Genomic DNA, 24,763 nt, shown 5'->3' on the forward strand with positions numbered 1-24,763 from the left:
CCCAACGCTGCCTTTGCACTGCCCGGGCGGGCGTTTTCGAGTGCACCGTACCGCCGTCGGAGATGCACTGCAGCGCAGGCAAATCGCCAGGAAACGACGCACGGCGCCACCGGATTTCCGGTGACGCCGTGCGAGTGCCCGCGAACGTGATCGACTAACGGAGATCGCGCCGGCGGAATCCGATGAGCCCGGCCGCGATCAGGATCGCGTCGATGATCAGCAGGATGATCAATGGTGTCGCGGTGAACGCCGAACCGGGGATGTGCGGCGCGTGCTCGAACGGATCGAGATCACGGAACCATTGGGGAGAACCGGAAATCGACCCCAGCAGATACACCGCGATGGCGGCCGAAAGCACTCCCCACGCCACCGTGGTCCAGCGCGGCAGCAGCCCGAACAGCAGCAGCGTGGCGGCGGGGAAGAACCACACCGCGGGCAGCTGAACCATTGCGGCGCCCATGGTTTCGCTGAGCTTGCCGGGCACGTCCCCGGCGGCCCGGCCGTAGAGCAGCCCGGCCAGCAGCCCGGTGACCGCCATGGCCAGTGCGGATCCGAGCAGTGCGAAACTCAGATGTGAAGTGGCCCAGCGGATTCGGGATATCGAGCCGGTGAGCACGATCTCGGCGCGATCGGAGGTCTCCTCCGCGTGCAGCCGCAGCGCCGCCGACACCGCGTAGGCCGCCGCACCGATCCCGATGAACACGAACGCGAAAGAGACGAGCGCCTGCTCGAGCGCGGCATTGCCGCCCATGCGCGTGATGACATCCCGGATGCCCTGACTGCTGCCGAGCTCGTTGCCGATCCCGTGCACCACGCTGCCGAGCAGCAGGCCGTACAGTCCGAGCCCGACCGTCCAGGCCAGCAGCGTGCCGCGCTGCAGCCGCCAGGCCAGTCCGAACGGTCCGCCGAGCGCCGGTCCCGCGGCGGCCGCGCCGGGTCGTTCGGCGATCAGGCCCGCGCCCAGACCCCGGTGCGCCAGCAGGTAGTACGCGACTCCGGCGAGTACCACCGCCAGCGCCAGCTGCAGCAGCAGGACCGCGAAATGATCACCGGCATAGGGCCGTACCTGCAGCGCCCACCCCAGCGGGGAGAGCCAGGTGAAGACATTGGTGGGCCCGGCTCCCGCACGCACGTCACCGATGGCGCGCAGCGTGTAGGTCACGGCCAGCACCGCGAAGGCGATACCGCGGGCCAGCCGGGCGCCGGTGCTCAGCTGGGCCGCGACGGCCGCCACCGAGGCGTACACCGCACCGGACCCGGCCAGCGCCAGCCCGAAGGCCAGCGAACCCGAAGCGGGCACATTGCTTTTCGCGAGACTCACGAAGGCGAGCAATCCGATCAGCAGGCAAGCCCCGTAGACCAGCAGCAGCGTCGCGGTCAGGCCCGCGAACCGCCCGATGCGGGTCGAGGCGACCAATTCCTCACGGCCGGTCTCCTCTTCGGCGCGGGTGTGCCGGATGACGGTCAGGATGGTGGCGACGGCGACGAGCACATGGAACATGCCCGCCTTCCAGATGCCGGCCGCACCCAGGCTGGTGTTGTAGATGGGCCCGTACATGGCCAGCTGCGCCGGGCTGGCGAGCACGGTGGCGACGAAATGCGCCAGGTCGGCGGGGGTGTGATAGACCTTCGAGATGCTCTTGATGTAGACCGAGCCCAGCGGCAGCGACAGCACGATGACCCACAGCGGTAGCACCACCCGGTCACGGCGCAGGTACAGCCGCAGCAGCTGGCCGGTGCCCGTGAAATCCGTTGAACGCAGCGGTGATTCGATGACCTGCGGGGCGGCGGCGGTGGCGGCGGTCATTTCGCGGCCTGCTGCAATGCGGATGTCGATGCCGTTCCGGCGGCGGACGCCGGCGCCGCCTGATCGGCGGACGCGTCACCGTTGAGCGAATAGTGCCGCAGGAACAGCTCTTCCAGCGTCGGCGGCTGGCTGACGAGGCTGCGCACGCCGGCGTCGCCGAGCACGCGGATGAGTTCGCCGAGGTGTTCGGCGTCCACCTGGCAGTGCAGGGTGTTGCCCTCGATGTCGATATCGCTGACGCCGGGGATCCGGCCGAGATCGCCCGGGCTGCCGGTCAATTCGGCGGTGATGGAGGTGCGGGACAGGTGCCGCATATCGGCCAGGGCGCCGGTCTCCACGGTCTTGCCGGCGCGAATGATGGTGACCCGCTTACACAGCTTCTCCACCTCGGAGAGGATATGGCTGGACAGCAGCACGGTGGTGCCGCGCGTGACGGCCTCGGCCACGCATTCGTTGAAGGTCTGTTCCATCAGCGGGTCCAGGCCGGAGGTGGGTTCGTCGAGCAGCAGCAGCCGCGCGTTGGACGAGAACGCCGAGACCAGCGCGACCTTCTGCCGGTTGCCCTTGGAGTAGGTGCGCGCCTTCTTCTTCGGGTCGAGTTCGAAGCGGTCGATCAGTTCGGCGCGGCGGCCCTTGTCGATGCCGCCGCGCATACGGGCCAGCAGGTCGATGGTCTCGCCACCGGACAGTGACGGCCACAGCGTGACATCGCCGGGGACGTAGGCGAGGTCGCGGTGCAGTGCGACCGCATCGGTCCACGGATCCCGCCCGAAGACCCGGGCCGCACCCGAGGTGCGGGACAGGATGCCGAGCAGGACACGGATGGTGGTGGATTTCCCGGCGCCGTTGGGCCCCAGGAATCCGTGCACCTCACCTTCGGCGACCTCGAGGTCGAGGCCGTCGAGCGCGTGCACCTGCCCGAAGTTCTTGTGCAGGTCCCGGACTTCGATCACCGGGGCGGCGGGGACGTTCATCGAATCTCCTTGTAGGAAAACGACGTTGGATGGGTTCTTGCCGTGGATGGGTCAATGCCGCTCGTGCTGGATCATGGCCTCCAGCGCGGACGAGTCGGTGAGCAGGCCGTTGGTGTAGATCTCCAGTGCGGGCACCATCATGCGATCGGCGTACTCGCGCAGGGCCTTCCGGAAGTCGACGGGGCCCTCGTGCTCGGCGGTATAGAGCTGCAGGAACATCATCATGCCGCCGCCGTTGTTGGTGGCGATGAAGCGCGCCATGGCCGGGATGTCGCGTTGCGGCTTGATGCTGCCGCCGGCGATGCCCGCGCGCAGGTACTGCTCGGTGTCCTCGACCATGTGCTCGAAGAAGGTCCGGGTGAGCGGGCCGCCCACCTGGAAGCTGCGGACCAGGTAGGCCATCAGCGGTGCGAAGTCCTCGATCTGTCCCAGCTGCTGCATGAGGCTGCCGGGTGTGGGGTTCTCGATGTACTGCATCTTGGCGGTCCGGACCGTCTCACGGACCCAGGCGTCGCAGGCCTCACGCAGACCGTCCTTGGACCCGAAGTGATGCATGACCAGGCCCGGGGAGACGCCCGCCGCGGCGGCGATGGCACGGACCCCCACCCCGAACCCCTCCTGCCCGAACACGGTGATCGCCGCATCGCGAATCCGGGCCCGGGTGGTGAGATCGTCGGTTGAACGCATGTTCAAGATGCTAAACAGTCGTTCAATCGATTGGCAATAGCCAGCCGGGCGTGTCGAAGTGGAATTTATGAATTCCTGACCGCCCGCGGCATCGCGCAGCACGACCCGCGGCACGCGCGGCACGAACAGCCCTGCGAAGCGCGGCATGACGGCCGCGCGGCACCGGGTCGATCAGCCCCGCGCAGCGCGGCACGAACGGCCGCGCATCACCGGGTGGTCAGCCGCGCGAGGCGCAGAGCAGTCCGTCGCCGACGGGGATGAGCACGCTGGTCAGGTCCGGATCCTCGGCGATGGCGCGGGTGGCGGCGCGCACGGCCTGGGTCTGCGGATCACGCTGGGCCGGGTCCGGTACCCGGCCGCCTAGTAAAGCGTTGTGCAGCAGGATCGCTCCGCCCTCGCGCAGCAGCCGCACGGCCTGCGCCACGTACTGCGGGTGCTCCAGCGGTGCGGCATCGATGAATACGAGGTCGTAGGCCCCATCGGCCAAGCGCGGCAGCACATCCAGGGCGCGCCCGTTGATGAGCCGGGTGCGGGCGGGCGTGATCTCCGCGGAGCGGAAGGCCTCGCGAGCCGCGCGCTGATGCTCGGGTTCGGAGTCGATGGTGGTGAGGGTGCCGTCCTCGCGCATGCCGTCCAGCAGCCAGAGCCCGCTGACGCCGGCGCCGGTGCCGACCTCGACCACGGCCCGCGCGCCCAGCAGCTGGGCGTACATGCTCAGCAGCGCGCCGACCGCGGGTGGCACCGGCGCCGCGCCGAGTTCGACGGCGCGTTCGCGCGCGCCGACGAGGATCTCGTCCTCGGCGACGGATTCCTCCACGTAGGCGAGGTTGCGCTGCAGGTTCTGTGCCGCGGGAGTCTGGCTCACGCCCTAGAGGCTAACGGCGCGGGGGCATGATCGCGTGGCAGCGACCGGACGGGCCCGCGATTTTTCTCAGGTGTCCCTCAGCCTCCACATACTGCGGCCTCATCACGACCGACCAGAGTAAGCGTCACGCCAGGCCAGCGATCGTGAATTCGGGCCGGGAAGAACTGATCCAACCGATCGGTTGTAACCGGAACGACGTTCACGGTCCCGAGTAGGAGGTAATCCCATCCACATGGTCGACGCGGCGCGTGAACACGCCAACACTCTGCACCCGCAGATTCAGCCGCTTGCCGGTGACACCGCGCTGAGCGGCGACTTCATCCTGTCCGCCGATTCCGGCGAGACCCTGCCCGCCGCCGAGGCCGGGCCCACGGAAAGCACGGCCGACCTGAGCGGTACCGCGGCCTTCGACGCCAGCGGCGATCGCACCAAGATGCCCACCTGGGACGAACTGGTCCGGGAGCACGCCGACCGCGTGTACCGCCTGGCCTACCGGCTCACCGGTGATCCGCAGGACGCCGAGGATCTGACGCAGGAGACCTTCATCCGCGTCTTCCGATCCCTGCAGAACTATCAGCCCGGCACCTTCGAGGGCTGGCTGCACCGCATCACCACGAACTTGTTCCTGGATATGGTCCGCCGCCGCAATCGCATCCGGATGGAAGCGTTGCCGGAGGACTACGACCGGGTGCCGTCCGACGGTCCCGGCCCGGAGCAGCTCTATCACGACGCCAATCTGGACCCGGACCTGCAGTCGGCGCTGGACGCGCTGGCTCCGGAGTTCCGTGCCGCGGTGGTGTTGTGTGACATCGAAGGTCTGTCGTACGAGGAGATCGGCGCGACGCTGGGCGTCAAGCTGGGCACCGTGCGCAGCCGTATCCACCGAGGACGTCAGGCACTGCGCGAGCACCTCGAGCATAATGGAGTGGAGCGGCGTTTCGCCGCCACCGAAGAGGTCGGGTGAGGGCGGGCCCTGAGCCCGCGCCTCGGCATTCCCGACACAGCTCGAATCGTCCGAAAGGGTGTGTGCAGCGTATGAGTGGCGAGGACAGACCGCCCCGTCGTCCGCCTCGTTTCGCTCCCACCGAGCACCTGGCCAGCGAGGCCATCGTGGCTTATGTGGACGGCGAGCTACGAATGAACGCGTATCTGCGTGCCGCCCATCATCTTTCCGTGTGCGTGGAGTGCGCGGCCGAGGTGGAGGCGCAGCAGCAGGCGCGGATTGCGCTGCGGCAGTCCTCCGATCAGATTTCGGCGCCGCTGCGGCTGCACGACACGTTGAGCCGGATTCCGATGTCCGAGCTCCCGGGCGCGACGCCCGAGCCCGACCGGTCCGCCGATCGCGGCGTGCTGTCGTGGGGCGCGACTTCCTTCGGGCTGCGCCAAGATTCGTTCGACAGCAGACGGTGGACCGCGTGGTGGCGCAAGTAGAGTTCATCGCGTGACCACCGAATCGAAGAACACGGGCCCGGTACCGGGTGAGGGGCCCGACGATACTGCGCAGCGGTCGACCGAGACTGCCGCGACTTCTGATTCGGCGGCCGATCGGGGGAACCTGAGGCCGTCGGACGCACCGGTCCTGGGACCGCGGCCGGTTTATCGGCCGCATGTCGACACGCATACCGCGCGCGCCTTCCGCCGCCCGAGTGGGCAGAGCGGATCGTTCGCGGCGCGACCCAATGGTGTCGCGCCCGCCAAGGCGCCCGAACCGCTCGAGATTCAGAATCGTCCGCCGGATGCCGTGCTGGCCGAGGCGTTCGGCCGGCCGGAGGGTTCCACCGAGCTGCTGGGCCGGGATCCGGAGGCGCAGGCCGAGCAGGCCGCGGCGGCCGGGCCGGCCGATCCGTGGCGGGATCCGAATTCCGCGGTCCGCCTGGGCACTCCGGCCGTCGGTGCGCCCGCTCCGGAACCGCTGGTGCCGGGCCGCAGGCTGGGCGCCCGCGAGGTGTTGTTCGGCCGCGGGGTGGCGTGGCAGGCGCTGGCGGTCCTGGGTGTGGTGGCCCTGGTCATCGGTGTGGCCGGTGGTCTGGTCGGGCGGCTCACCGCCGAATCCACCACCTCCCTGACCTCGCACAAGGTGTCGCTGGCCTCCGCGCCGGCCGGGAACGCCTCGCACAACCAGATCAGCAAGGTGGTCGATACGGTCATGCCGACCGTGGTGACCGTGCGGAACTGGGTCGGCGACACCGGATCCACCGGGTCCGGCGTGGTGATCGACGGCGCGGGCTACATCATCACCAACAATCACGTGATCTCGCTGTTCGCCAATGACAAGACCGGTAAGGCCAAATTGCAGGTGGTCTTCTCCGATGGCAATCGGGTGCCGGCCACCATCGTGGGCCGCGATATCAAGACCGACCTGGCGGTACTGAAGGTCGATGTGAAGAACCTGTCCGTCATCCAGCTCGGCAATTCGAGCGATGTGCAGGTCGGTGACGACGTGCTGGCCATCGGTTCGCCACTGGGCCTGGACAAGACGGTCACCTCCGGCATCGTGTCCGCGCTGCACCGCCCGGTGAAGGTGGGCGGCGAGGGCACCGACACCGACGCCACCCTGGACGCCGTGCAGACCGACGCGGCCATCAACCACGGCAATTCCGGTGGCGCACTGGTGGATATGCAGGGCCGGCTGATCGGCATCAACTCGGCCATCAAGTCCGAGTCGGGCGGTTCGGTGGGTCTGGGCTTCGCGATTCCGATCGATCAGGTCAAGCGCATCTCGCAGACCTTGATCAACGACCCCAGCCACACGGTCCAGCACGCGGTGCTCGGAGTCAGCGCAAAGACCCAGATCGTCTCCAACGACGTGATGAGCGGCGCCGCGGTGGCCGATGTGCAGGCGGGTAGCTCGGCGGCCCAGGCGGGCATCGTGGAGGGCGATGTCATCGTGAAGGTCGGCGACCGTGACGTGACGGGCCCGGAGGAGCTGACGGTGGCCGTGCAGTCGCATCAGCCCGGTGAAACGGTGACCATCAAGCTCATTCGCGACGGACGCGAAGTGGACGTGCCGGTGAAACTCCAGTCGGACCAGAAGTAAACATGTTCCCGCAGGGGTGCGGCGGCGAAAACGCCGGAATCGGGCACAGGTAATCTGGTCCCGTGTTCGGCAATATCAGCTGGGGCGAGATGCTCGTTCTCCTCGTCGCCGCACTCGTGATTCTCGGCCCGGAGCGTTTGCCCGGCGCTGTGCGCTGGACCGCGCATACCCTCCGGCAGGTTCGTGATTACGCGACGGGTGCGACGAACCAATTGCGCGAGGAGCTCGGGCCGGAATTCGACGAGATCCGGAAACCGCTCGAGCAGCTGAACGAACTGCGCAGTATGAATCCCAAATCGATGGTCACCAAACACCTTCTGGATGGCGACGATTCATTCTTGACGGGTAATTTCGACAAGCCTGTCACGCCCCCCAGCAGCGGTTATTCGGATGTTTCCATGCCGAAACCGCAGAAACCGCTGGAGCGCAACGAACGTCCGCCGGTGGATCCGGACGCCACCTGAGATCGAATCCGTCCAGTGGACTTGACGCCAGATCCTGTCCAGCTATCTAGACTGCGCACATGTCGGCCGACGAGGTGGCACGGGTATTCGCGATCGAAGACAAGGTCGAACGCCTGAAAGCCGCCACCGAAGGCGTGGCTGCCGCGCAACAGCAGATCAATGAGCTGACCCGGATACGCCGCGCCGTCATTCGCGAACTGCATGCCGAGGGCTGGACGTTCGCCAGAATCGGTGCGGCCGCGGGACTCTCGCGGGCGCGCATCCATCAGGTCAGCACGCAGGGTCCGGTACCGGAGGGCCTGTTCTTCGGCCACGGTCCGCTCACCATCCTGACCCCGGACGTGCGCAGCACCACGCGATCCATCGCCCTGGTGGGCGCGCCCGATCCGGCGGCGCCGCACCGATTGGTCGAGCTACTGCGGGAATTGGGCTTCCAGGCCCAGGTGCAGCGGTTCCTGCCGGGGCGGCCACTGGACCTGGATCGGGAGGGCCTGATCGTGCTCGGCGGGCCCGAATTGTCGCCCAGCCTGCGCTATCTGGTGGCGGCGGACCCGCGCCTGCGCCGCACCGTGGCCCGCGCCGGGAGAGTGCGCCGCGGTATCGAAGATCGCGCCGCCCGCCGCGTCTACCGGCCGGGCGGTACCGAACCGTACGACATCGCCTATCTGGCGCGGGTCCCACGCCCGGACGGCAAGGGCACGGTCCTGGTCATCGACGGCTTGCACCCGCCGGCCTCGCTGGGCGCAATCCGGCTGCTGGCAACGAGACTCGCGACCCTGCACGAGCGGGCGGGCACCCATCCGTTCTCGGCGGTGGTCGGCGTCCGCTACGACCGGAACACCGGCGAGCCGATCGAGGCCGATCTGCTCACGCCGATCTATCGGCACGACCGCTGAAAAGCAGAGTGGACGGAATGCTGAAAAGCATTCCGTCCACTCTTCTGGAAAGCGATCGGTGAAAAGCCCTCAGGCCGCGGCCGATTCGGGCCGCAGCGTGTTCATGGGCGGCCGGTCCGCGAGTGACACCTCGGTGGACTGCGCCGTGAATTCCCCCGAGACGAGCGGGAACTGGGTCAGCGCCGCACCGGAGTCCGGCACGCCGCTGCGGCCCAGCACGGTGCCCAGGATCTGGCGGCTCATGACGCCCAGGTCCGAGAGCGGGCGGTTGCGGTGCTGCCGCACACCGAGATTCACCTGGCCGATGGCGGGCAGGCCGAGCATGTCGTAGGTGTCGAGCAGCAGCCCGATCTCCACGCCGTAACCCGGTGCGAACGGCACCGAGGTGAGCAGTTCGCGGGTACCCGCGTACTCGCCGCCCAAGGGCTGCAGCACATTCGACAGTTCCGGGCGCAGCGCGGCGAGCAGCGGCCGGGCGACCAGTTCGGTGACGCGGCCGCCGCCGTGGTCGTCCACCGTGGCGCCCTGCCGCAGCGGACGGCGGTAGTACGCCTTGACCAGATGCATGCCGTCCACGGTGAGCAGCGGGCCGAGCAGTTTCGGCACGAACCGCGGATCCGGGTCGATGAGGTCGGAGTCGACGAAGGCGATGAGATCCCCGGAGGTGACGGCCAGCGACCGCCACAGGCATTCGCCCTTGCCGGGGACCGGCTCGAGTTCGGGCACCGCCTCCTCGCGGCTGACCACGGTGGCTCCGGCGGCCGCTGCGCGCTCGGCGGTGGCGTCGGTGGAGCCGGAGTCCAGCACCACGAGTTCGTCCACCAGCGTGCCGAGCAGGGGCCGGATGCTGGCCACCACGTCGGCGACGGTCTCTTCCTCGTCGAGTGCGGGCAACACGACGGAGACCGTACGGTCGCCCTTGGCCTCGACGAGTGCGTCGATGGACCAGTCGGGGCGGTCGAAGGTGTGGGTGCTCGCCCAGTCGGTGGGCAGATGTTTCTTGCTCATGCGAGACCTCGCAGAGTTCGGGCGGGTGGGCGGAGACCCTGGATCGCGGCGATCATGTCCACCACCCGGCGTGTTGCGGCCACCTCGTGCACCCGGAAAACGCGGGCGCCCGCGGCGGCCGACCAAGCAGTCGCTGCCAATGTGCCCTCCAATCGCTCGGACAGGCCGACACCAAGAGTCTCTCCGATGAAATCCTTATTACTCAGCGCCATCAAGACGGGCCATCCGGTTTTCACAAGAACGTCTACTGCACGCAACAATTCGAGCCCGTGGTACGTGTTCTTGCCGAAATCGTGCGTCGGATCGATGAGAATCGAGTCCTTCGCCACACCCGCCGCCGCGGCGTTCTCGGCGGCCGCCACGACCGTCTCGACGACCTCCCCCACCACATCCGCGTACCGCACCCGATGCGGCCGGGTCCGCGGCATCGCGCCCCCGGTGTGGCTGCACACGATGCCCACCCCGAGTTCCGCCGCCACGCCCACCAGATCCGGGTCCGCGCCCGCCCAGGTGTCGTTGATCAGATCCGCGCCCGCGGCCACCGCCGCCCGCGCCACCTCCGCCCGCCAGGTGTCGATGCTGATCAATAGCTCCGGGAAACGCTCGCGGATAGCGGCCACGAACGGCACCGTGCGGCGCGCCTCCTCGGCGGCGTCCACCTCGGCGCCCGGCCCGGCCTTCACCCCGCCGATATCGACCAGGTCCGCGCCCTCGGCCACCGCCCGCGCGACCGCGGCCATGGCGGCCTCGTCGCTGAAGGTCGCGCCCTTGTCATAGAAAGAATCCGGCGTCCGGTTCACGATCGCCATCACCAGCGCCCGATCCGTCGCCACCGGCTTCCCGCACAATGTCGGCAACGGCGCACACATAACTCTCGACTGTACCTACCCCTGTCCCACCCCTGCTGGGCAGCCGACCGGAACCGGGCGCTGACCGGCTAGGAGCCCGTACCGGCCTTGGTGAGCAGTTCCCGGACGCGTTGTTTGTAGATCTTGCCGTTGTCGTCCCGGGGCAGCTCAGCGACGATTTCGAGGTGCGACGGGATCTTGTAGGAGGCGAGCTGCCCGCGCAGGGCGGCGGTGATGCCCGCGGCGGTGAGCTCCGCACCCGGCCGGGGCAGGATGTGCGCGGCCACGGTTTCCCCGAGATCGCCTGTGGTGTCCGGGATTCCGACCACCGCGGCGTCCTCGATGCCGTCCACCGCCAGCAGCGCGGCCTCGATCTCGGCGGGATAGATGTTCACGCCGCCGCGGATCACCACCTCGGAATCGCGGCCGGTCAGGTACAGATAGCCGTCCTCGTCGAAGCGGCCCAGGTCGCCGACCCAGATCATGCCGTCGACCGCGCTGCCGGGCGCGCCCAGGCCGAGATATTCGAAGGCGGGCCAGTATTCGGGGCCGCGCACGTACACGCGGCCGATCTCGCCGGCCGGGAGTTCCTTGCCGTCCGCATCGGCGACGAGCACCGCGGAGCCGTCGGCGGGACGGCCCACACTGCCCGGATGCGCGAGCCATTCGGAGCCGCGGATCCAGGTCAGCGGCCCCGATTCACTGGAACCGTAGAACTCGGAGAGGGCATCGCCGAACCAGTCGATGGCGGCGCGTTTGATGGCCGGCGGGCAGGGTGCGGCAGAGTGGATCAGGTGGGTGAGGCTGCTGGTGTCGTAGCGCTCGCGCACGTCGGCGGGCAGGCTCAGCAACCGGGACAGCATGGTCGGCACGATCTTCGCCTGCTGCACGCGCTGTTCGTGGATGTGCCGCAGGAATCGGGCGGAATCCCAGCGCGGCATGATGGTGATATTGGTGCCCATCCGAAGCGCAAGCACCGCAACGGCATTCGGCGACGCGTGATAGAGCGGCCCGGCCACCAGCATCTCCCCGCCGGGCGTGAGCCCCATGCGCTGCGCGGTCGCTCCCGCGATGGCGAGCAGTTGCTGCGGCGTCATGCGTTCGCGGACAACGCCTTTCGGCCGGCCCGTGGTGCCGGAGGTGTAGATCAGCCCCATGCTGTCCGAGATCGCGCCCTCGAGGTGACCGAGCGGTTCCGCCTGGGCCGCTATCCACTCCTCGAGCAACGGGTGGCGACCGGTCGGCTCGCCCAACTCCCCCGCCAGCCCCGATTCCCCGAGAAGCCCTGCCGGCATACCGATTTCGACGATCAACGGCGCGACCCCCGCCGCCGCGCTCGCCGCCTCCGCGACCGGCACGAACTCGGTGTGCGCGAAAACCAGCCGCACCTTCGCATCGGCGAGCACATGCGCGACCTCGGGCGCCGTCCACCGGGTGTTGACCGGCACCGGATTCCCGCCCGCCGTCGCAATCGCGAGCGAAGCCTCCAGGAACTCGATGTCGTTGCGCGCCATGACCGCAACCCGATCCCCGCGCCCGATCCCCGCCGCCGCGACGGCCGCCGCCAGCCGCCCGGCCCGCTGCTGCGCCTCGGGCTGACTGCGCACCCTCCCCCCGCAGCGGATGACGGGCACGGGCGCGATCGCTGCGTCGTTCATGCCCGCAGTCTTCCACCGCCGCCCCGGGAAGGCCACGCCGCGCCCGGCCCCGTCCCCCTCTACCCGAGGATCCGCCCGGCCGGGCATGCTCGGCCGGGTCGATCCGGAGTTCAGCGTCGAAGTCATATGGCGCCGGGATCGCACACTGCTCGGCCGGTTTTCGGCCGCCTCAGGGCCGGGCCGGCACCGGCAACCGGGACGAAACCGGGCGACCGGGCACGGCGGACCGGACCGACGTGCCGGCGCGGGGCCTAGCCGGTCAAGCCGAAGAAGCCGGAAATCGCTGCGGTGGCGTCGAAGTGGGGTGCGGGGGCGCCGAAGGTCAGGCGGTTGCCGGTGGACGCGCCCGGGATGTGGTGGCCGCCGCCGTCGACGGTGTAGAAGGCGACGGGGGCGGCGCCCGCATAGTCGGTGCGGTGCACGGGTTTTCCGGTGGTGTCGAGGCGGCTGTCCGTCGGCGCGGTGGTGATGCCGTTGCGGCGGGCGAAGTAGGCGGCGGTGTCGGCGGCGGAGAGGTGCTCGCCCTTGGGGAAGAGGCCGCGGAGGCTGATGACGCCGCCGGTGTAGGGGGCGAGGGGATCGGCGGTCCCGTGAATGGTGAGGACGGGGACGGGGCGTCGCGGCGGTTCGGTGGTGGCGACGGTGAGATTGCCCGGGGCGGGCTGGTTCACGGCGATGAGGGCGGCGCCCGCGAGCAGTTCGGGCGCGTCGTGCAGCAGGCGGATGGTCATCTGGCCGCCGAGGCTGTAGCCGATGGCGTAGACGCGGGCCGGGTCGATCGGCTGCCGGGCCGCGATCTCGTCGATCAGGGCGCCGAGGAAGCCGACATCGTCGACGCTCTTGGCGCTCGGGTAGAGGATGGCCGCGGTGCGGGCGCCGTTCCATTCGCGCACGGCGTCCGGATAGGCGAGCACGGCGCGGCCGTCGCGGGCGAGGGTGTCGAAAGCGCCGCGGGTGAAGCGGTGGAAGGATTGCGCGTTCTCGAAACTGCCGTGCAGGGCCAGAATCAGCGGTGCACCCTCCTGGACCGGGTCGGTGTGCAGGAGGGTGTAGGTGCGGTGGCGGCCGTCGTGCACGAACTGCCGGCGGGTGATGATCTGCCCGAATCGCTGCGATTGCCCCGGTTTCCGATCCGCTGCCTGTCTGATTTTCCGCACGCCTGCGAGTCTGACGGCTCCGGTCCACCGGGTCCAGCCGTGCAACCGGTGCGCGCCCGGGACAATGACCGCCATGTGGTTCTTGATCGATGCCGCCGAACCGGCCGCCGTGATCCGGTACGTGCCGGAGGACGGAACCGCGCGGTCGCGTTCCCTGCATCGGGCCTTGCGACCCACTTCCCTTGCGACACTGGCGGGTTCCGCGGTCGCCGCGACCCTGAGCTCCAACGCCCCCGGTGACCGCGAGGTGCCGGTGCGCGGCGAACGCTACCGGGTGAGCACCCGCCCCTTGCCGGGCCCGGACGGCGCGGCGCTCGGCGTGCTGCTGTGGGCGGGCAGCGGCGACGACCCCATGACCGAACCGCCCGCGGTGGACGCGTTCCTGTGGGACGGCAGGCAGTGGACGCTGCGCAATCACGGTGACGGCGGTGCGGTGCTGCCCGCGGGTTTCCCACTGCTGCACGGCGCGTGGTTCCTGAGCCGCATCGTGGAATGCGAGGAACGCGATCGGCTGATCACGGCCGCATTGAACGGGCAGCCGGGTACGCGCTGGTCGGGGCCCATGCGAGTGCTCACCGCGGATGACAAGAAGACCACCCGGGTATTCGGTTTCTTCGCGCATCACGCCGAGCACATGCTGCGCGGTCTGCTGCTGTGCGTCGGGGAGGATCGCGAACCCGGCATCGTGCAGCCGACCTATCACGCGGATGCCGCGGTGGCCCTGCTCGGCGGCACCACCGCGCTCATCGACACGGTGACCATGCAGATCATCGACTGGCTGACGCCGCCTCTGGCGGGTATCGCCTGGCGCCATCATCCGATCGCGCGCGGGACCGAACCGACCGGTTCACGCGAGTTCAATCTGACGACAACACATCTCATCCATCCCGATGACATGAAGTTCTATCTGCAGGTGATGCTGGAATTCCGGGAACAGCGGATCAAAACCGCCCGCGCCATCGTGCGCCTGCTGCGGGTGGACCGTTCCTGGCAACCGGTGGAGCTGTACACCCGTCCCCTGCCGAATGCCGATCCGCGCTTCGTCATCACGCTGTTCCGCCCGGTGGACGACGGCAGCGAGCCCGGTCTGCTCGCTCCGTGAACGCCGGCCGTGCCGTCCTGGTGGACGCCTTGCGATTGCCGGGCGCCCGCGCGGTGTACTAACCTCGGCGCTGCACTCCCTCCAGGGAGTTACGCGAGATGTGCCTGCTCCATTTCGCGTCGCTGGACCGCTCCGCGCGGCTGCCTCGTGCTGCCCGCGCGCAGCGAGGCGCCTGGAGGCGAAGCACCTCGTCGTTCCCCTTCAGGCACGCCGGCCGCGGCCGCCGGAGGGGTGCGGCCGCGGCCAGGTCTTGCGCGCGGGTACTGCCGGAACGCGATTCAGTTGCGCGGCACGCGTCCCGCGGCGACCTCCGCCGCATAGTCCGCGTAGGCCGGGACATAGCCGTCGCCGTGCCCGGCGAGCACGTACAGCGTGCTCCGGTCGTCGGGTGCGAAGCCCTGCTTGCGCAGTTCGACCTTGCGGCTCTTGAACGTCGAGGTCTGTTCCAGTGCGGGCACCACCCGGATGAACAGCGGCACAGCGTAAGTGGGCAGTTGTTCGAAAAGCGCCTTGGCGGTGAGCTTCCCGTCGAACTCGGCGCCCTCGCCGAGGGTGACGGCGGCCATGCCCGCCTTGCCGTCGGCGCCCGGCACGTCCACGCCGTAGACGACTGCCTGGGTGACGGTGTCGATGCCGTCGAAGGCGGCCTCCACCTCGGTGGTGGCCACGTTCTCGCCCTTCCAGCGGAAGGTGTCGCCGAGCCGGTCCACGAAGGCGATATGACCGAATCGCTGGTCGCGCACCAGATCTCCGGTGTCGAACCAGCAGTCGCCGGCCTTGAATCCGTCGCGCACGAGTTTGGCCTCGGTGGCGGCGGAGTCGGTGTAGCCGTCGAACGGGGAGCGGGTGGTGACCTTGGCCAGCAGCAGCCCGACGCCGCCGGGCCGCACCCGGCGCAGCCGTCCGTCCGGATGGCGCAGGGCTTTGCCGGTGGCGTCGTCGTATTCGACGATGGCGAAGGGCAGCGGCGTGAACCCGGCGGTCCTGTCGAGGCTGAAGGCGTTGATGAAGGCGACGTTTCCTTCACTGGCGCCGTAGAACTCGACGATCCGCTTGATACCGAACCGGTTCTTGAATTCGTCCCAGAGTTCGGGCCGCAGGCCGTTGCCGACGCAGAGCCGCACCTTGTGCATGCGGTCGGTGCGCTTGGGCGGCTGGTTGATCAGGTAGCGGCAGAGTTCGCCGATGTAGACGAACGCGGTGGCCTGGTTGGCGATGGCCTCCTCCCAGAAGCGGGAGGCCGAGAATTTGCGGCCCAGTGCGAAAGTCGCGCCGCCGGCGATGACCGAGGACAACGCCACGGTGAGGGCATTGTTGTGATAGAGCGGCAGGCAGCAGTAGAGCGTGTCGCCGCCCTCCAGCCGGACGCCGAGGCCGCCGATGCCGGCCATGGATTTGGTCCAGCGCAGATGGGTCATGACGCTGGCCTTGGGCAGGCCGGTGGTGCCGGAGGTGAAGATCAGGTAGGCGCGTTCGCGGGCCGTGATCTGTTCGGTGACAGCGGGATTCGAGGCGTCGGCGGCGCGGGCCGCGGTGTGCAGTTCCTCGCTCCACAGCACGTTCGGCCGGGGCTCGGTGAGTGTCTCGAGCGCCTCGGCGCATTCCTCGCCGACGACGTCGAGTACCGAGTTCAGCAGTCCGAAGCTGTGCTGCAGCACCGCGTCTCGCTGGTTGTTGTTCAACTGTCCCGCCGTGGCGCCGAGTTTCACGGTGGCGAGCACGGTGAACAGCGTCTCGGGCCGGTTGGTCATGAGGATGCCGACGACGTCGCCGCGTCGCACCCCGCGCTCCTCCAGCACGCGGGCGTAGCGGTTGACCTCGGAATTGGCTTCGCCCCAGGTGTATTCGCGGCCTTCGAAGCGCAGGAACGGCCGGTCCGGATGGCGGGCCGCGCCGCGCTGGAAGTACAGGCCGATGGAGGCCCGGTCGCCGGATTTCACCAGCATGTGCCCGACATTGCGGAGCATGCCCGGAGCTTGCAGGGCCATGCCGGGCAGACTCCGGGCCAGATCGAAAAGGCTCACTGTCGTACGGGCATCCGTGTTCACTGCTGTGCGCTCCTCACCGGGTCGTTCCATGCGACGCTCATCACACCCTTACGGATGCGAACGAGATTGTCGAGTGAGACTAACCGGTTTCAATTCAGCGGCGCAGTGCTCAGCTCGACAAGGCCGCGAAAGCCGCGTCCATTTCGGCGGTGACGACCACCTTGTCCATGGCCTGCCGACCCACGAATCCACTGCCCCGCAGGGTCTCTATCCACTCGAACAAGCCGCGGTAGCGGCCCGCCGGATCCAGCACCACCACCGGCTTCTCGTGCACCCCCAGGTAGGCCCCGGTCCAGGCTTCGAAGAACTCTTCGAGGGTGCCGATGCCACCGGGCAGGGTCAGGAAGGCGTCGGAGCGATCCTCCATGATCTGCTTCCGCTCGCGCATGGAGTCGGTGACAATGAGCTCGTCGGCATCCACATCGGCCACCTCGCGGTGCACCAGCTTCTTCGGGATGACGCCGACGGTCTTGGCTCCCGCCTCGCGCGCCGCCTGCGCGACCGCGCCCATCATCGACACGTGCCCGCCGCCGGACACCAATTGCCAACCGCGGCGGCCGATCTCGGCGCCGACCGCGGCGGCCAGCTCCAGGTCGCGCGGGTCGGTGACGCTGGCCGAACAGTACACACAGACCGAATACGCCTCGCGCTCACTCACCACTGATCCTCCACCGCACCCTCTTCGCGCGCGCGGGCCTCGGCGGCCTGCACGATGATGTTCACAACCTCGTCCACACTGTCGGTCACGTGCAGCAGCCCCAGATCGCCGGGCGCGATCTTGGCGGAGCCGAGCAGCGAGTCCCGCATCCAATCCATCAGGCCGGACCAGTATTTGGTGCCGAACAGGATGATCGGGAAGCGAGTGATCTTGCGGGTCTGCACCAGCGTGACCGCTTCGAAGAGCTCGTCCAGGGTGCCGAAACCGCCGGGCAGGCAGACGAACGCCTGCGCGTACTTCACGAACATGGTCTTGCGCGCGAAGAAGTACCGGAAGTTGATGCCGAGGTCGACCCACTCGTTGAGGTGCTGTTCGAACGGCAGCTCGATACCCAGGCCGATGGAGAAACCGCCCGCCTCGGACGCACCCCGGTTCGCGGCCTCCATGGCGCCCGGCCCGCCACCGGTGATGACGGCGAAGCCGGCATTGGCGAGCGCGCCGCCGATGGCCACACCGGCCTGATACTCCGGCGAATCGGCGGCCGTGCGGGCCGAACCGAAGACGGCGACCGCCCGCGGGATTTCCGCCAGCGCCCCGAAGCCCTCGATGAACTCGGCCTGGATGCGCAGCACGCGCCAGGGATCGGTGTGCAACCAGTCCGCGGGCCCCCGCTCGTCCAGCAGACGAGCATCGGTGGTCCCGATCCCCACCTTGCGATCACGCCGCAGCATTATCGGACCGCGAAACTGCGGCGTCTTGGGCGAACGCGCGCCACCAACCTCGGGCTCAGCAGACATGCTCTACATACTGCCCTTCGCTCCGCTGCGGGCGGGATCGCGGCCCTGAAAGTCGCGTTCTTCCCTCCCTCCGCTCCTCCGCTTCGCTCCCCCGCTCCACTCAGTCCAGAACGCGACGGGCCGCGATCTCCATGGTCAGCTCTTCGCCCCGGTCAGGTAACTGCGCAGCATCGACGTGACCTGGGTGATCTGATCGACCGGTAGGTGCTCGTCGCGCTTGTGCGCGAGGTTGGGGTCGCCGGGGCCGAAGTTGACCGCGGGGATGCCGCGGGCGGCGAAGCGGGAGACATCGGTCCAGCCGTATTTGGCGCGCACACCGCCGCTTCCGTGCGCATGCACGATCTCGATGAGGTCCTTGGCGGCCGGGTTGGACAGGCCGGGCAGCGCGCCGGGGGCGCCGTCGGTGCGCTCGAATTCCAGGTCGAGACCCGAGAAGACTTCGCGCACATGCTCGGTCGCCTGATCCAGGGTGCGGTCGGGGGCGAAGCGGAAGTTCACGTCCACGGTGGCCACGTCCGGGACCACATTGCCGGCGACGCCGCCCTCGACGCGGACGGCGGACAGGCCCTCGCGGTAGGTGCAGCCGTCGATCTCGACCTCGCGCGCCCGATAGTTCTCCAGTCGTTCCAGCACGGGTGCGAGATCGTGAATGGCATTGTCGCCCAGCCAGGCTCGCGCGGTGTGCGCGCGGACGCCGGTGGTGGTGAGCCGGACCCGCAGGGTGCCCTGGCAGCCGGCTTCGATCCAGCCGCCGGAGGGTTCGCCGAGTACGGCGAGGTCGCCTTCCAGCCAGTCCGGGAGTTCGCGTTCGATGCGGCCGAGGCCGTTGAACTCGGCGGCGATCTCCTCGCAGTCGTAGAAGATGAGCGTCAGGTCGTGCACCGGTTCGGCGATGGTGGCGGCCAGGTGCAGGAAGACGGCGTCACCGGATTTCATGTCGACGGTGCCGCAGCCCCACAGCTGTCGTTCCCCGTTCTCGCCGGTCTCGAATCGGCTGGGGACATTGTCGGCGATGGGGACGGTGTCGAGGTGCCCGGCGAGGATGACGCGGGTGGGCAGCCCGCGGTCGGTGCGCGCCAGCACGGTGTTGCCGTGCCGGACGATCTCGAACCCCGTGGTCTGTTCCTGCAGTGCCCGCTGGACGATGTCCGCGATGAGCTGTTCATCGCGGGACACGCTCGGAATGTCCACCAGAGCTGCGGTGAGTGATACGGGGTCGGCGCTCAGATCGATGGTCACTCGATCCACACTAAAGGAGGTATGTCCTCCGTTCTCTCCGCAGTCGTGCAACGGCACGAATCGGCACCGCATGCGGTATTTATTCACAGCCCGGTAACCTGGGGAGCCGTGAGTACTCAGGGAGCATCAGCAGTCGGACTGGCCACCATCACCGCGAACGGGACCGTTCTGGACACCTGGTACCCGTATCCCGAGTTGGGTGAATTCTCCGATACCGGCACCAAGCCGCTGGATCCCGCCGACCTCGAGTACGCCAAGTTCGCCGAGCAGTCCGGCGAGGATGTGGCCCGCCGCGTCTCGGTCGTGGTGGTGCGCACCACCATCGCGGACCTGTCCGCCGCGCCGGTCGACACCCACGACGCCTACCTGCGCCTGCACCTGCTCTCACACCGTCTGATCCAGCCGCACGGCGCCAACCTGGACGGCATCTTCGGCCTGCTGGCCAATGTGGTGTGGACCAACCACGGCCCCTGCTCCACCGAGGAATTCGAGCTGACCCGCCTGAAGCTCCGCGCCCGCGGCCCGGTCACCGTCTACGGCGTCGACAAGTTCCCCCGCCTGGTCGACTACGTACTGCCGTCCGGCGTCCGCATCGCCGACGCCGACCGCGTCCGCCTGGGCGCCCACCTGGCCTCCGGCACCACCGTCATGCACGAGGGCTTCGTCAACTTCAATGCCGGCACCCTCGGCAACTCCATGGTGGAAGGCCGCATCTCGGCCGGTGTGGTGGTCGGCGACGGCTCCGACGTCGGCGGCGGCGCCTCCATCATGGGCACCCTCTCCGGCGGCGGCAAGCAGGTCATCTCCCTCGGCGAACGCTGCCTGCTCGGCGCCAACGCCGGCGTCGGCATCTCCCTCGGCGACGACTGCGTCGTCGAAGCGGGCCTCTACATCACCGCCGGCACCAAGGTGAAGCTCCCCGACGGCAATATCGTCAAGGCCGCGGACCTTTCTGGCAGCTCCAACCTCCTCTTCATCCGCAACTCCCAGACCGGCGCGGTCGAGGTGCGGGCACGCAAGGGCACGGGCGTCGAACTCAACGCCGCCCTGCACGCGAACGACTGACCTCGAAGACCTCGAAACCCCCTGTGCGCCTTGCGCCACAGGGGGTTTCGCTTATGTGAACCGCCGCCCGAACGCCGGACTCGGAGCAGCACCGGAGTCGGCGGAAAACTCACCCTCCAGATACTCGGCGGCAGTCTGCTTCCTCGGACAGGCCGGTCGGCACGGAGCGTGAATCCGCATAATGCCTTCCGCGCGTCCACGATCCAACGGAAAAACGTACCCCCGCTCGCAATCATCATGTATCCAAGCGGCTTTGCCGCTCTCCGGTGTCATGCCAGTACCCACATGGAATCCATCGGGCCCAAAGACCCACGTGGTACAGGGTCGGCGAGTCGTCTCCTCAGACCAGCGGGCGGCCGAAGCGGCGGCGCAGCCGCATATCGGCGAGGTAGAAGTTGTAGGGGAACAAGCGGATCGGGCCGGGCAGCCGGGTCCACACCGCCGAGATGAGGCGCAGCATGCCGGTGAAGAAGCGTTCGTCGCGCGCGCTCCAGGTCATGCTCATCTCGTCGCGCAGGTGCGGGGGCAGCAGCGCGGTGACGATGAACCGGTGCAGGCCACCGAGGGCGAGCGACAGCGGGCGCGGCAGCATCTTCAGATCGGTGAGGTCATTGAAGTATCTGCGGGTGGGCTCGTCGATGGTCTTGGTGGCGAGGTTCTCTTCCCAGTACGCGTAGAACCGGTCGCGCGTGGCCGGCCACATCTCCTCGCGCATCTGCAGGGTGGTGCCGAGCCGCGCACAGTAGCGGTAGAAGGCTTCCGCCATATCGGGATCCATGGGCCCGCGGAGCCGGTGGTAGAGATCGTCGATGCCCCAGTAGAGGCAAGCGGCCACCCACAGTTGGAGTTTCGGGTCGAAGGCGTTGTACTTCACCGGGCTGCCCGGCTTGGTGTGGACCGTGCGGTGCGATTCGTTGACGGCCTCGCGATACGAACGCCGATCCTCTTCATCACCGAGCATCGCGACGGCGATATAGGTGAGGGTGGTCCGCAGCCGCTTGATCGGATGCAGCATGACCTTGCCGCTGTCGACGTCGCTCTCCATGACCCCGTAGCCGACCGGCTTCAGCGACAACTGCATGATCACGTTGGCCGCGCCGCCGAGGAAGGCGGCGACCCCGTCGATGTGTTCGCGGACGGTTTCCGGCGTCAACTCGATGGGCGAGATGCCGACCGGCTGGTACTCATCGGACTTGCGCAGGGGTGCGGTCATCGTTGACACGGCTCCTCGTGGTCACTCCTCACCGCGAGGAGAGTGTGAGAAAGTTCTCGACTCACCTTCTCATCAGGGTCCGCCACTGTCAATGTGCGAAGATTAGTGCCTCACCTTATCGCCGCGACCGGAAAGGGCCCGGAACATGGCCAAGCTGGCCAAACTGCTGCCGCTCGTCCGGGGCTCCGGACCCGAGGACCGCAATCAGGCCAAGGTGCTCGATGCCGCGATGCTCGCCTTCCTCGACTTCGGGATCAAACGCACCAGCATGGTCGAGGTCGCCCGCCGCGGCGGACTCTCCCTCGCCACCCTCTACCGACGCTTCGCCGGCAAGAACGACCTCATCCAGGCCGTCGCCCTACGCCAGGCCCGGCAGTTCATCGAGGACGCCGACACGGCGGTGCAGAGCCAGATCGCCCGCGACGCCAGCGCCGAGGACCAGATCGTCGCCCTGTTCGTCGCCTTCATCGAGGGCCTGCGCGGTAACAAGCTGCTCGACCGGCTGCTCAAGACCGAACCCGAAATGGTGCTGCCGTACCTCACCGTGCAGGGCGCGCCCGTCATCGAACTCGGCCGCGACTACCTGGCCGAATTCATCGCGGGCCTGCAGGCCGAAGGCAAACTGCCGGAATACGATCCGCTGCCCCTGGCCGAGATGATCGCGCGCGCCGCACTGTCACTCGCGCTCACCCCGCAGACCGTGATCCCCATCGACGATGACGCCGCCCTGCGGCGATTCGCCCGCGACCACGTCCTGCCGGGCTTCCGAATCTTCTGACCGGCAGCGGATTTCACACCAGCCGCAGACCCAGCCGGCGCCGCAGGCGCATATCCAGCAGATAGGCATTGAGCGGGAAACTCCGTACGGGTGCCGGCAGCACGCCCTCCGCCGCGCCCACGGTGCGGAGAATGCGAGCGAGCAGCCGATCCTGTCGCGGCGACCAGGTCATGCCCATCTCATCCCGAAGATGTTGCGGCAGTAGCCCGATGACGAAGAACCGGTGAATGCCGCCGAAGGCCGGCCGGAACGGTTTCGGGAGCATCTTCAGATCGATGAGGTCCTCGAAGTACGCCTTGATCTTCGGATCGATGGAGGTTTTCGCGAGGTTCTCCGCCCAATACCGGTCGAAGGCATCGCGATCCGCGGGCCACTGCCCGGGGCGTACCTGCAAGGTGGTGCCGAGCCGGGCGGCGTGGTGGTAGAAGGCGTCCGCGTCGGCCTCGGCCATGGGGCCGTGCATGCGCTCGTACAGATCACGCGCACCCCAATACAGGCAGGCGGCCACCCAGAGCTGCAGGTTCGGATCGAAAGCGTTGTACTTCACCGTACTTCCCGCATGCGAGCGCACGAACTTGTGCACGCTGTCGACAGCTTCGCGGTAGGCGGCGCGGTCTTCGTCATTACCGAGGAGTGCGACGGCCAGATAGGTGATGGTCGTCCGCAGTCGCTTGAGGGGGTGGACCATGACGTTCCCGGTCGCCACGGGGCTCTCCACAACGCCGTAGCCGACCGGTGGCTTCGACAGCTGCATGATCACGTTCGCCGCGGCGCCGAACAATCCGGCCGAACCGTCGAGGAAGCGGCGGGGATCGATCGGCTGTTCGGTCTCGGTGGTTCCGTAGGACTGTGTACCAAAGGACTGTGCACCAAGCGGTCTGGTCATCGTTGACCACTCCCTCGCGTGAGAAGGTTGTACACAGACTTTCTTACCCACTCACCTCGCCTGTCAACCGACTTGGCAACTTCGCATTCGATTCGTGTCCCGCCGCCTCCGGTAGCGTGAACTCGTGTCATACGGGTCGCCACTCCTGCTGAGCTCACTGAATCCGGCCGCCGTCGCCGCCGGTGACGATATTCCGGACGCCGTCACCATCGACGGGGAAACCCTGTCGCGCAGCGATCTGCTCGGCGCGGCCACCTCCGTCGCCGAACGCGTCGCCCAGGCCGAGCGGGTGGCCGTCCTCGCCGAACCGACGGTCACCACCGTGCTCGCGGTGGTCGGCTGCCTGATCGCGGGCGTCACCGTGGTGCCGGTCCCGCCGGACGCCGGAACCGCGGAATTGGCGCACATCCTGCGGGATTCGGGCGCGCAGGCCTGGCTGGGCAAGGCCCCCGAGGGCTCGGAGCTGCCCGTGGTGCCGGTGCGCAAGCATGCGCGCTCCTGGCATCGTTACGCCGAACCCGACGGGAAGACAACGGCTTTCATCCTCTACACCTCCGGCACCACCGGTGCGCCGAAGGGTGTTCTGCTCAGCCGCAATGCCATTGCCGCCGGGCTGGACGGACTGGCGCAGGCTTGGCAGTGGACCTGGAAAGATGTGCTGGTGCACGGACTTCCGCTGTTCCATGTGCACGGGCTGATTCTCGGTCTGCTGGGGCCGTTGCGGATCGGCAGCCCGCTCATCCACACCGGGAAGCCGACCCCGCAGGCCTATGCGGCGGCGCACGGCACCATGTACTTCGGGGTGCCCACCGTATGGTCGCGCGTGACCGAAGATCCCGAAGCCGCACGCGAATTGGCCACGGCGCGCATCCTCATCTCGGGCAGTGCGCCGCTGCCGGTGCCGGTCTTCGAACGGCTCACCGAACTCACCGGGCAGGCGCCGATCGAGCGCTACGGCATGAGCGAAACCATGATCACCCTGTCCACCCGGCCGGATGGCGAACGGCGGCCGGGCTGGGTCGGGACGCCTGTCGCGGGCGTCGAGACCCGGCTGCGGGATGAAGCGGGCCGGCCCGTGCCGCACGACGGCGAGAGTGTCGGCGCACTGCAATTGCGCGGGCCCATGCTGTTCGACGGTTACCTGAACAAGCCCGAGGTCACCGCCGAGAACTGGACCGAGGACGGCTGGTTCAAGACCGGCGATGTGGCGGTCATCGACGCGGGCGGCTTCCATCGCATCGTCGGCCGGGAATCGGTGGACCTCATCAAATCCGGTGGCTACCGGATCGGCGCGGGCGAGATCGAGACGGCGCTGCTGGGGCATCCGGCCGTCGCCGAGACCGCGGTCGTCGGCCTGCCGGATGTGGATCTGGGGCAGCGCATCGTCGCCTACGTCGTACTGCGGGACGGGGCAGGCGATTCCATCGCGCAGCAGTTGATCGACCATGTGGCGAGCGAACTCTCGGTGCACAAGCGGCCGCGCGAGGTGCGGGTCGTGGAGTCACTGCCGCGCAATGCCATGGGCAAGGTCCAGAAGAAACTTCTGGCTTGACCTGAAGCGGGCTCGAGGTTCTAC

General features: G+C 68.2%; 23 protein-coding genes. 9 read left to right on the top strand and 14 right to left on the bottom strand.

Features of this window, described 5'->3' with window-relative positions; all coding sequences use genetic code 11:
* Positions 1 to 154 precede the first annotated feature (154 nt).
* The 4 genes from ACIP5Y_RS13930 to ACIP5Y_RS13945 all read right to left on the bottom strand — a co-directional run bounded on the left by ACIP5Y_RS13930 (position 155) and on the right by ACIP5Y_RS13945 (position 4,333).
* Entirely contained in the window at positions 155 to 1,807 is a 1,653-nt protein-coding gene (locus ACIP5Y_RS13930; RefSeq protein ID WP_400350157.1) for an ABC transporter permease, read from the bottom strand.
* Entirely contained in the window at positions 1,804 to 2,781 is a 978-nt protein-coding gene (locus ACIP5Y_RS13935) for an ATP-binding cassette domain-containing protein (protein WP_400350159.1), read from the bottom strand. Before ACIP5Y_RS13935 ends, ACIP5Y_RS13930 begins: the two co-directional genes overlap by 4 nt.
* A 51-nt stretch (positions 2,782 to 2,832) precedes the next feature.
* Positions 2,833 to 3,468: a TetR family transcriptional regulator gene (locus ACIP5Y_RS13940; RefSeq protein ID WP_400350160.1), complete on the bottom strand. Its 636-nt coding sequence runs from the start codon at positions 3,466 to 3,468 to the stop codon at positions 2,833 to 2,835.
* Between the two features lie 217 nt (positions 3,469 to 3,685).
* Positions 3,686 to 4,333: an O-methyltransferase gene (locus ACIP5Y_RS13945; RefSeq protein ID WP_400350161.1), complete on the bottom strand. Its 648-nt coding sequence runs from the start codon at positions 4,331 to 4,333 to the stop codon at positions 3,686 to 3,688.
* Between the two features lie 232 nt (positions 4,334 to 4,565).
* Here ACIP5Y_RS13945 and sigE point away from each other — a divergent pair, with 232 nt between their 5' ends.
* The 5 genes from sigE (at position 4,566) to ACIP5Y_RS13970 (ending at position 8,730) form a co-directional block, all read left to right on the top strand.
* Complete coding sequence (gene sigE, locus ACIP5Y_RS13950; protein WP_400350165.1) at positions 4,566 to 5,297, top strand: RNA polymerase sigma factor SigE; 732 nt, start codon at positions 4,566 to 4,568, stop codon at positions 5,295 to 5,297.
* Between the two features lie 71 nt (positions 5,298 to 5,368).
* The gene (locus ACIP5Y_RS13955) at positions 5,369 to 5,764 is read left to right on the top strand and encodes a hypothetical protein (protein WP_400350169.1); all 396 of its coding nucleotides are present in this window, start codon (positions 5,369 to 5,371) and stop codon (positions 5,762 to 5,764) included.
* A gap of 10 nt (positions 5,765 to 5,774) precedes the next feature.
* Positions 5,775 to 7,370 (top strand): S1C family serine protease, encoded by a 1,596-nt coding sequence (locus ACIP5Y_RS13960; protein WP_400350173.1) that lies wholly within the window; start codon positions 5,775 to 5,777, stop codon positions 7,368 to 7,370.
* 62 nt (positions 7,371 to 7,432) lie between these two features.
* Entirely contained in the window at positions 7,433 to 7,834 is a 402-nt protein-coding gene (gene tatB, locus ACIP5Y_RS13965; protein WP_396999757.1) for a Sec-independent protein translocase protein TatB, read from the top strand.
* Between the two features lie 59 nt (positions 7,835 to 7,893).
* Positions 7,894 to 8,730 (top strand): hypothetical protein, encoded by an 837-nt coding sequence (locus ACIP5Y_RS13970; protein ID WP_396999759.1) that lies wholly within the window; start codon positions 7,894 to 7,896, stop codon positions 8,728 to 8,730.
* 69 nt (positions 8,731 to 8,799) lie between these two features.
* Here the strand turns inward: ACIP5Y_RS13970 and ACIP5Y_RS13975 are convergent, their stop codons facing one another.
* The 4 genes from ACIP5Y_RS13975 to ACIP5Y_RS13990 form a co-directional block, all read right to left on the bottom strand.
* The gene (locus ACIP5Y_RS13975; protein WP_400350177.1) at positions 8,800 to 9,738 is read right to left on the bottom strand and encodes a glucosyl-3-phosphoglycerate synthase; all 939 of its coding nucleotides are present in this window, start codon (positions 9,736 to 9,738) and stop codon (positions 8,800 to 8,802) included.
* Positions 9,735 to 10,607, bottom strand: a complete 873-nt coding sequence (folP, locus tag ACIP5Y_RS13980; protein ID WP_400350180.1) for a dihydropteroate synthase — start codon at positions 10,605 to 10,607, stop codon at positions 9,735 to 9,737. The genes ACIP5Y_RS13975 and folP overlap by 4 nt, the downstream gene beginning before the upstream one ends.
* A gap of 68 nt (positions 10,608 to 10,675) precedes the next feature.
* A complete protein-coding gene (locus ACIP5Y_RS13985; protein WP_400350182.1) occupies positions 10,676 to 12,244 on the bottom strand; it encodes an AMP-binding protein in 1,569 nt (522 codons plus the stop codon).
* Between the two features lie 251 nt (positions 12,245 to 12,495).
* Positions 12,496 to 13,401 carry an alpha/beta hydrolase family esterase gene (locus ACIP5Y_RS13990; RefSeq protein ID WP_400350184.1) on the bottom strand — a complete coding sequence of 302 codons (906 nt, stop codon included), beginning with the start codon at positions 13,399 to 13,401 and terminating at the stop codon, positions 12,496 to 12,498.
* A 73-nt stretch (positions 13,402 to 13,474) separates the two neighbouring features.
* Here ACIP5Y_RS13990 and ACIP5Y_RS13995 point away from each other — a divergent pair, with 73 nt between their 5' ends.
* A complete protein-coding gene (locus tag ACIP5Y_RS13995; RefSeq protein ID WP_400350186.1) occupies positions 13,475 to 14,503 on the top strand; it encodes a GAF domain-containing protein in 1,029 nt (342 codons plus the stop codon).
* A 278-nt stretch (positions 14,504 to 14,781) separates the two neighbouring features.
* Here ACIP5Y_RS13995 and ACIP5Y_RS14000 read toward each other — a convergent pair whose 3' ends face one another.
* The 4 genes from ACIP5Y_RS14000 to dapE form a co-directional block, all read right to left on the bottom strand.
* A complete protein-coding gene (locus ACIP5Y_RS14000; RefSeq protein ID WP_400350187.1) occupies positions 14,782 to 16,581 on the bottom strand; it encodes a long-chain-acyl-CoA synthetase in 1,800 nt (599 codons plus the stop codon).
* A gap of 79 nt (positions 16,582 to 16,660) precedes the next feature.
* Positions 16,661 to 17,212, bottom strand: a complete 552-nt coding sequence (locus tag ACIP5Y_RS14005) for a TIGR00730 family Rossman fold protein (protein ID WP_400350190.1) — start codon at positions 17,210 to 17,212, stop codon at positions 16,661 to 16,663.
* Positions 17,206 to 18,006 carry a TIGR00730 family Rossman fold protein gene (locus ACIP5Y_RS14010; RefSeq protein WP_400350193.1) on the bottom strand — a complete coding sequence of 267 codons (801 nt, stop codon included), beginning with the start codon at positions 18,004 to 18,006 and terminating at the stop codon, positions 17,206 to 17,208. The genes ACIP5Y_RS14005 and ACIP5Y_RS14010 overlap by 7 nt, the downstream gene beginning before the upstream one ends.
* A gap of 135 nt (positions 18,007 to 18,141) precedes the next feature.
* A complete protein-coding gene (gene dapE / locus ACIP5Y_RS14015; RefSeq protein WP_400350197.1) occupies positions 18,142 to 19,245 on the bottom strand; it encodes a succinyl-diaminopimelate desuccinylase in 1,104 nt (367 codons plus the stop codon).
* Positions 19,246 to 19,353: 108 nt separating this feature from the next.
* On the opposite strand from dapE, the gene dapD reads away from it, so the two are divergent.
* Complete coding sequence (gene dapD / locus ACIP5Y_RS14020) at positions 19,354 to 20,310, top strand: 2,3,4,5-tetrahydropyridine-2,6-dicarboxylate N-succinyltransferase (protein WP_400350199.1); 957 nt, start codon at positions 19,354 to 19,356, stop codon at positions 20,308 to 20,310.
* 340 nt (positions 20,311 to 20,650) lie between these two features.
* On the opposite strand, the gene ACIP5Y_RS14025 is transcribed toward dapD, so the two are convergent.
* Positions 20,651 to 21,523, bottom strand: a complete 873-nt coding sequence (locus ACIP5Y_RS14025; protein ID WP_400350201.1) for an oxygenase MpaB family protein — start codon at positions 21,521 to 21,523, stop codon at positions 20,651 to 20,653.
* A 145-nt stretch (positions 21,524 to 21,668) separates the two neighbouring features.
* On the opposite strand from ACIP5Y_RS14025, the gene ACIP5Y_RS14030 reads away from it, so the two are divergent.
* A complete protein-coding gene (locus tag ACIP5Y_RS14030) occupies positions 21,669 to 22,301 on the top strand; it encodes a TetR/AcrR family transcriptional regulator (RefSeq protein WP_400350202.1) in 633 nt (210 codons plus the stop codon).
* A 13-nt stretch (positions 22,302 to 22,314) separates the two neighbouring features.
* Here ACIP5Y_RS14030 and ACIP5Y_RS14035 read toward each other — a convergent pair whose 3' ends face one another.
* Entirely contained in the window at positions 22,315 to 23,187 is an 873-nt protein-coding gene (locus ACIP5Y_RS14035; protein WP_400350203.1) for an oxygenase MpaB family protein, read from the bottom strand.
* Positions 23,188 to 23,311: 124 nt separating this feature from the next.
* Between ACIP5Y_RS14035 and ACIP5Y_RS14040 the strand changes: the two genes are divergently transcribed.
* The gene (locus ACIP5Y_RS14040) at positions 23,312 to 24,739 is read left to right on the top strand and encodes an acyl-CoA synthetase (protein WP_400350205.1); all 1,428 of its coding nucleotides are present in this window, start codon (positions 23,312 to 23,314) and stop codon (positions 24,737 to 24,739) included.
* Positions 24,740 to 24,763: the final 24 nt, after the last annotated feature.

The sequence above is a fragment of the Nocardia sp. NPDC088792 genome (assembly GCF_044750615.1).
Classification (GTDB): domain Bacteria; phylum Actinomycetota; class Actinomycetes; order Mycobacteriales; family Mycobacteriaceae; genus Nocardia.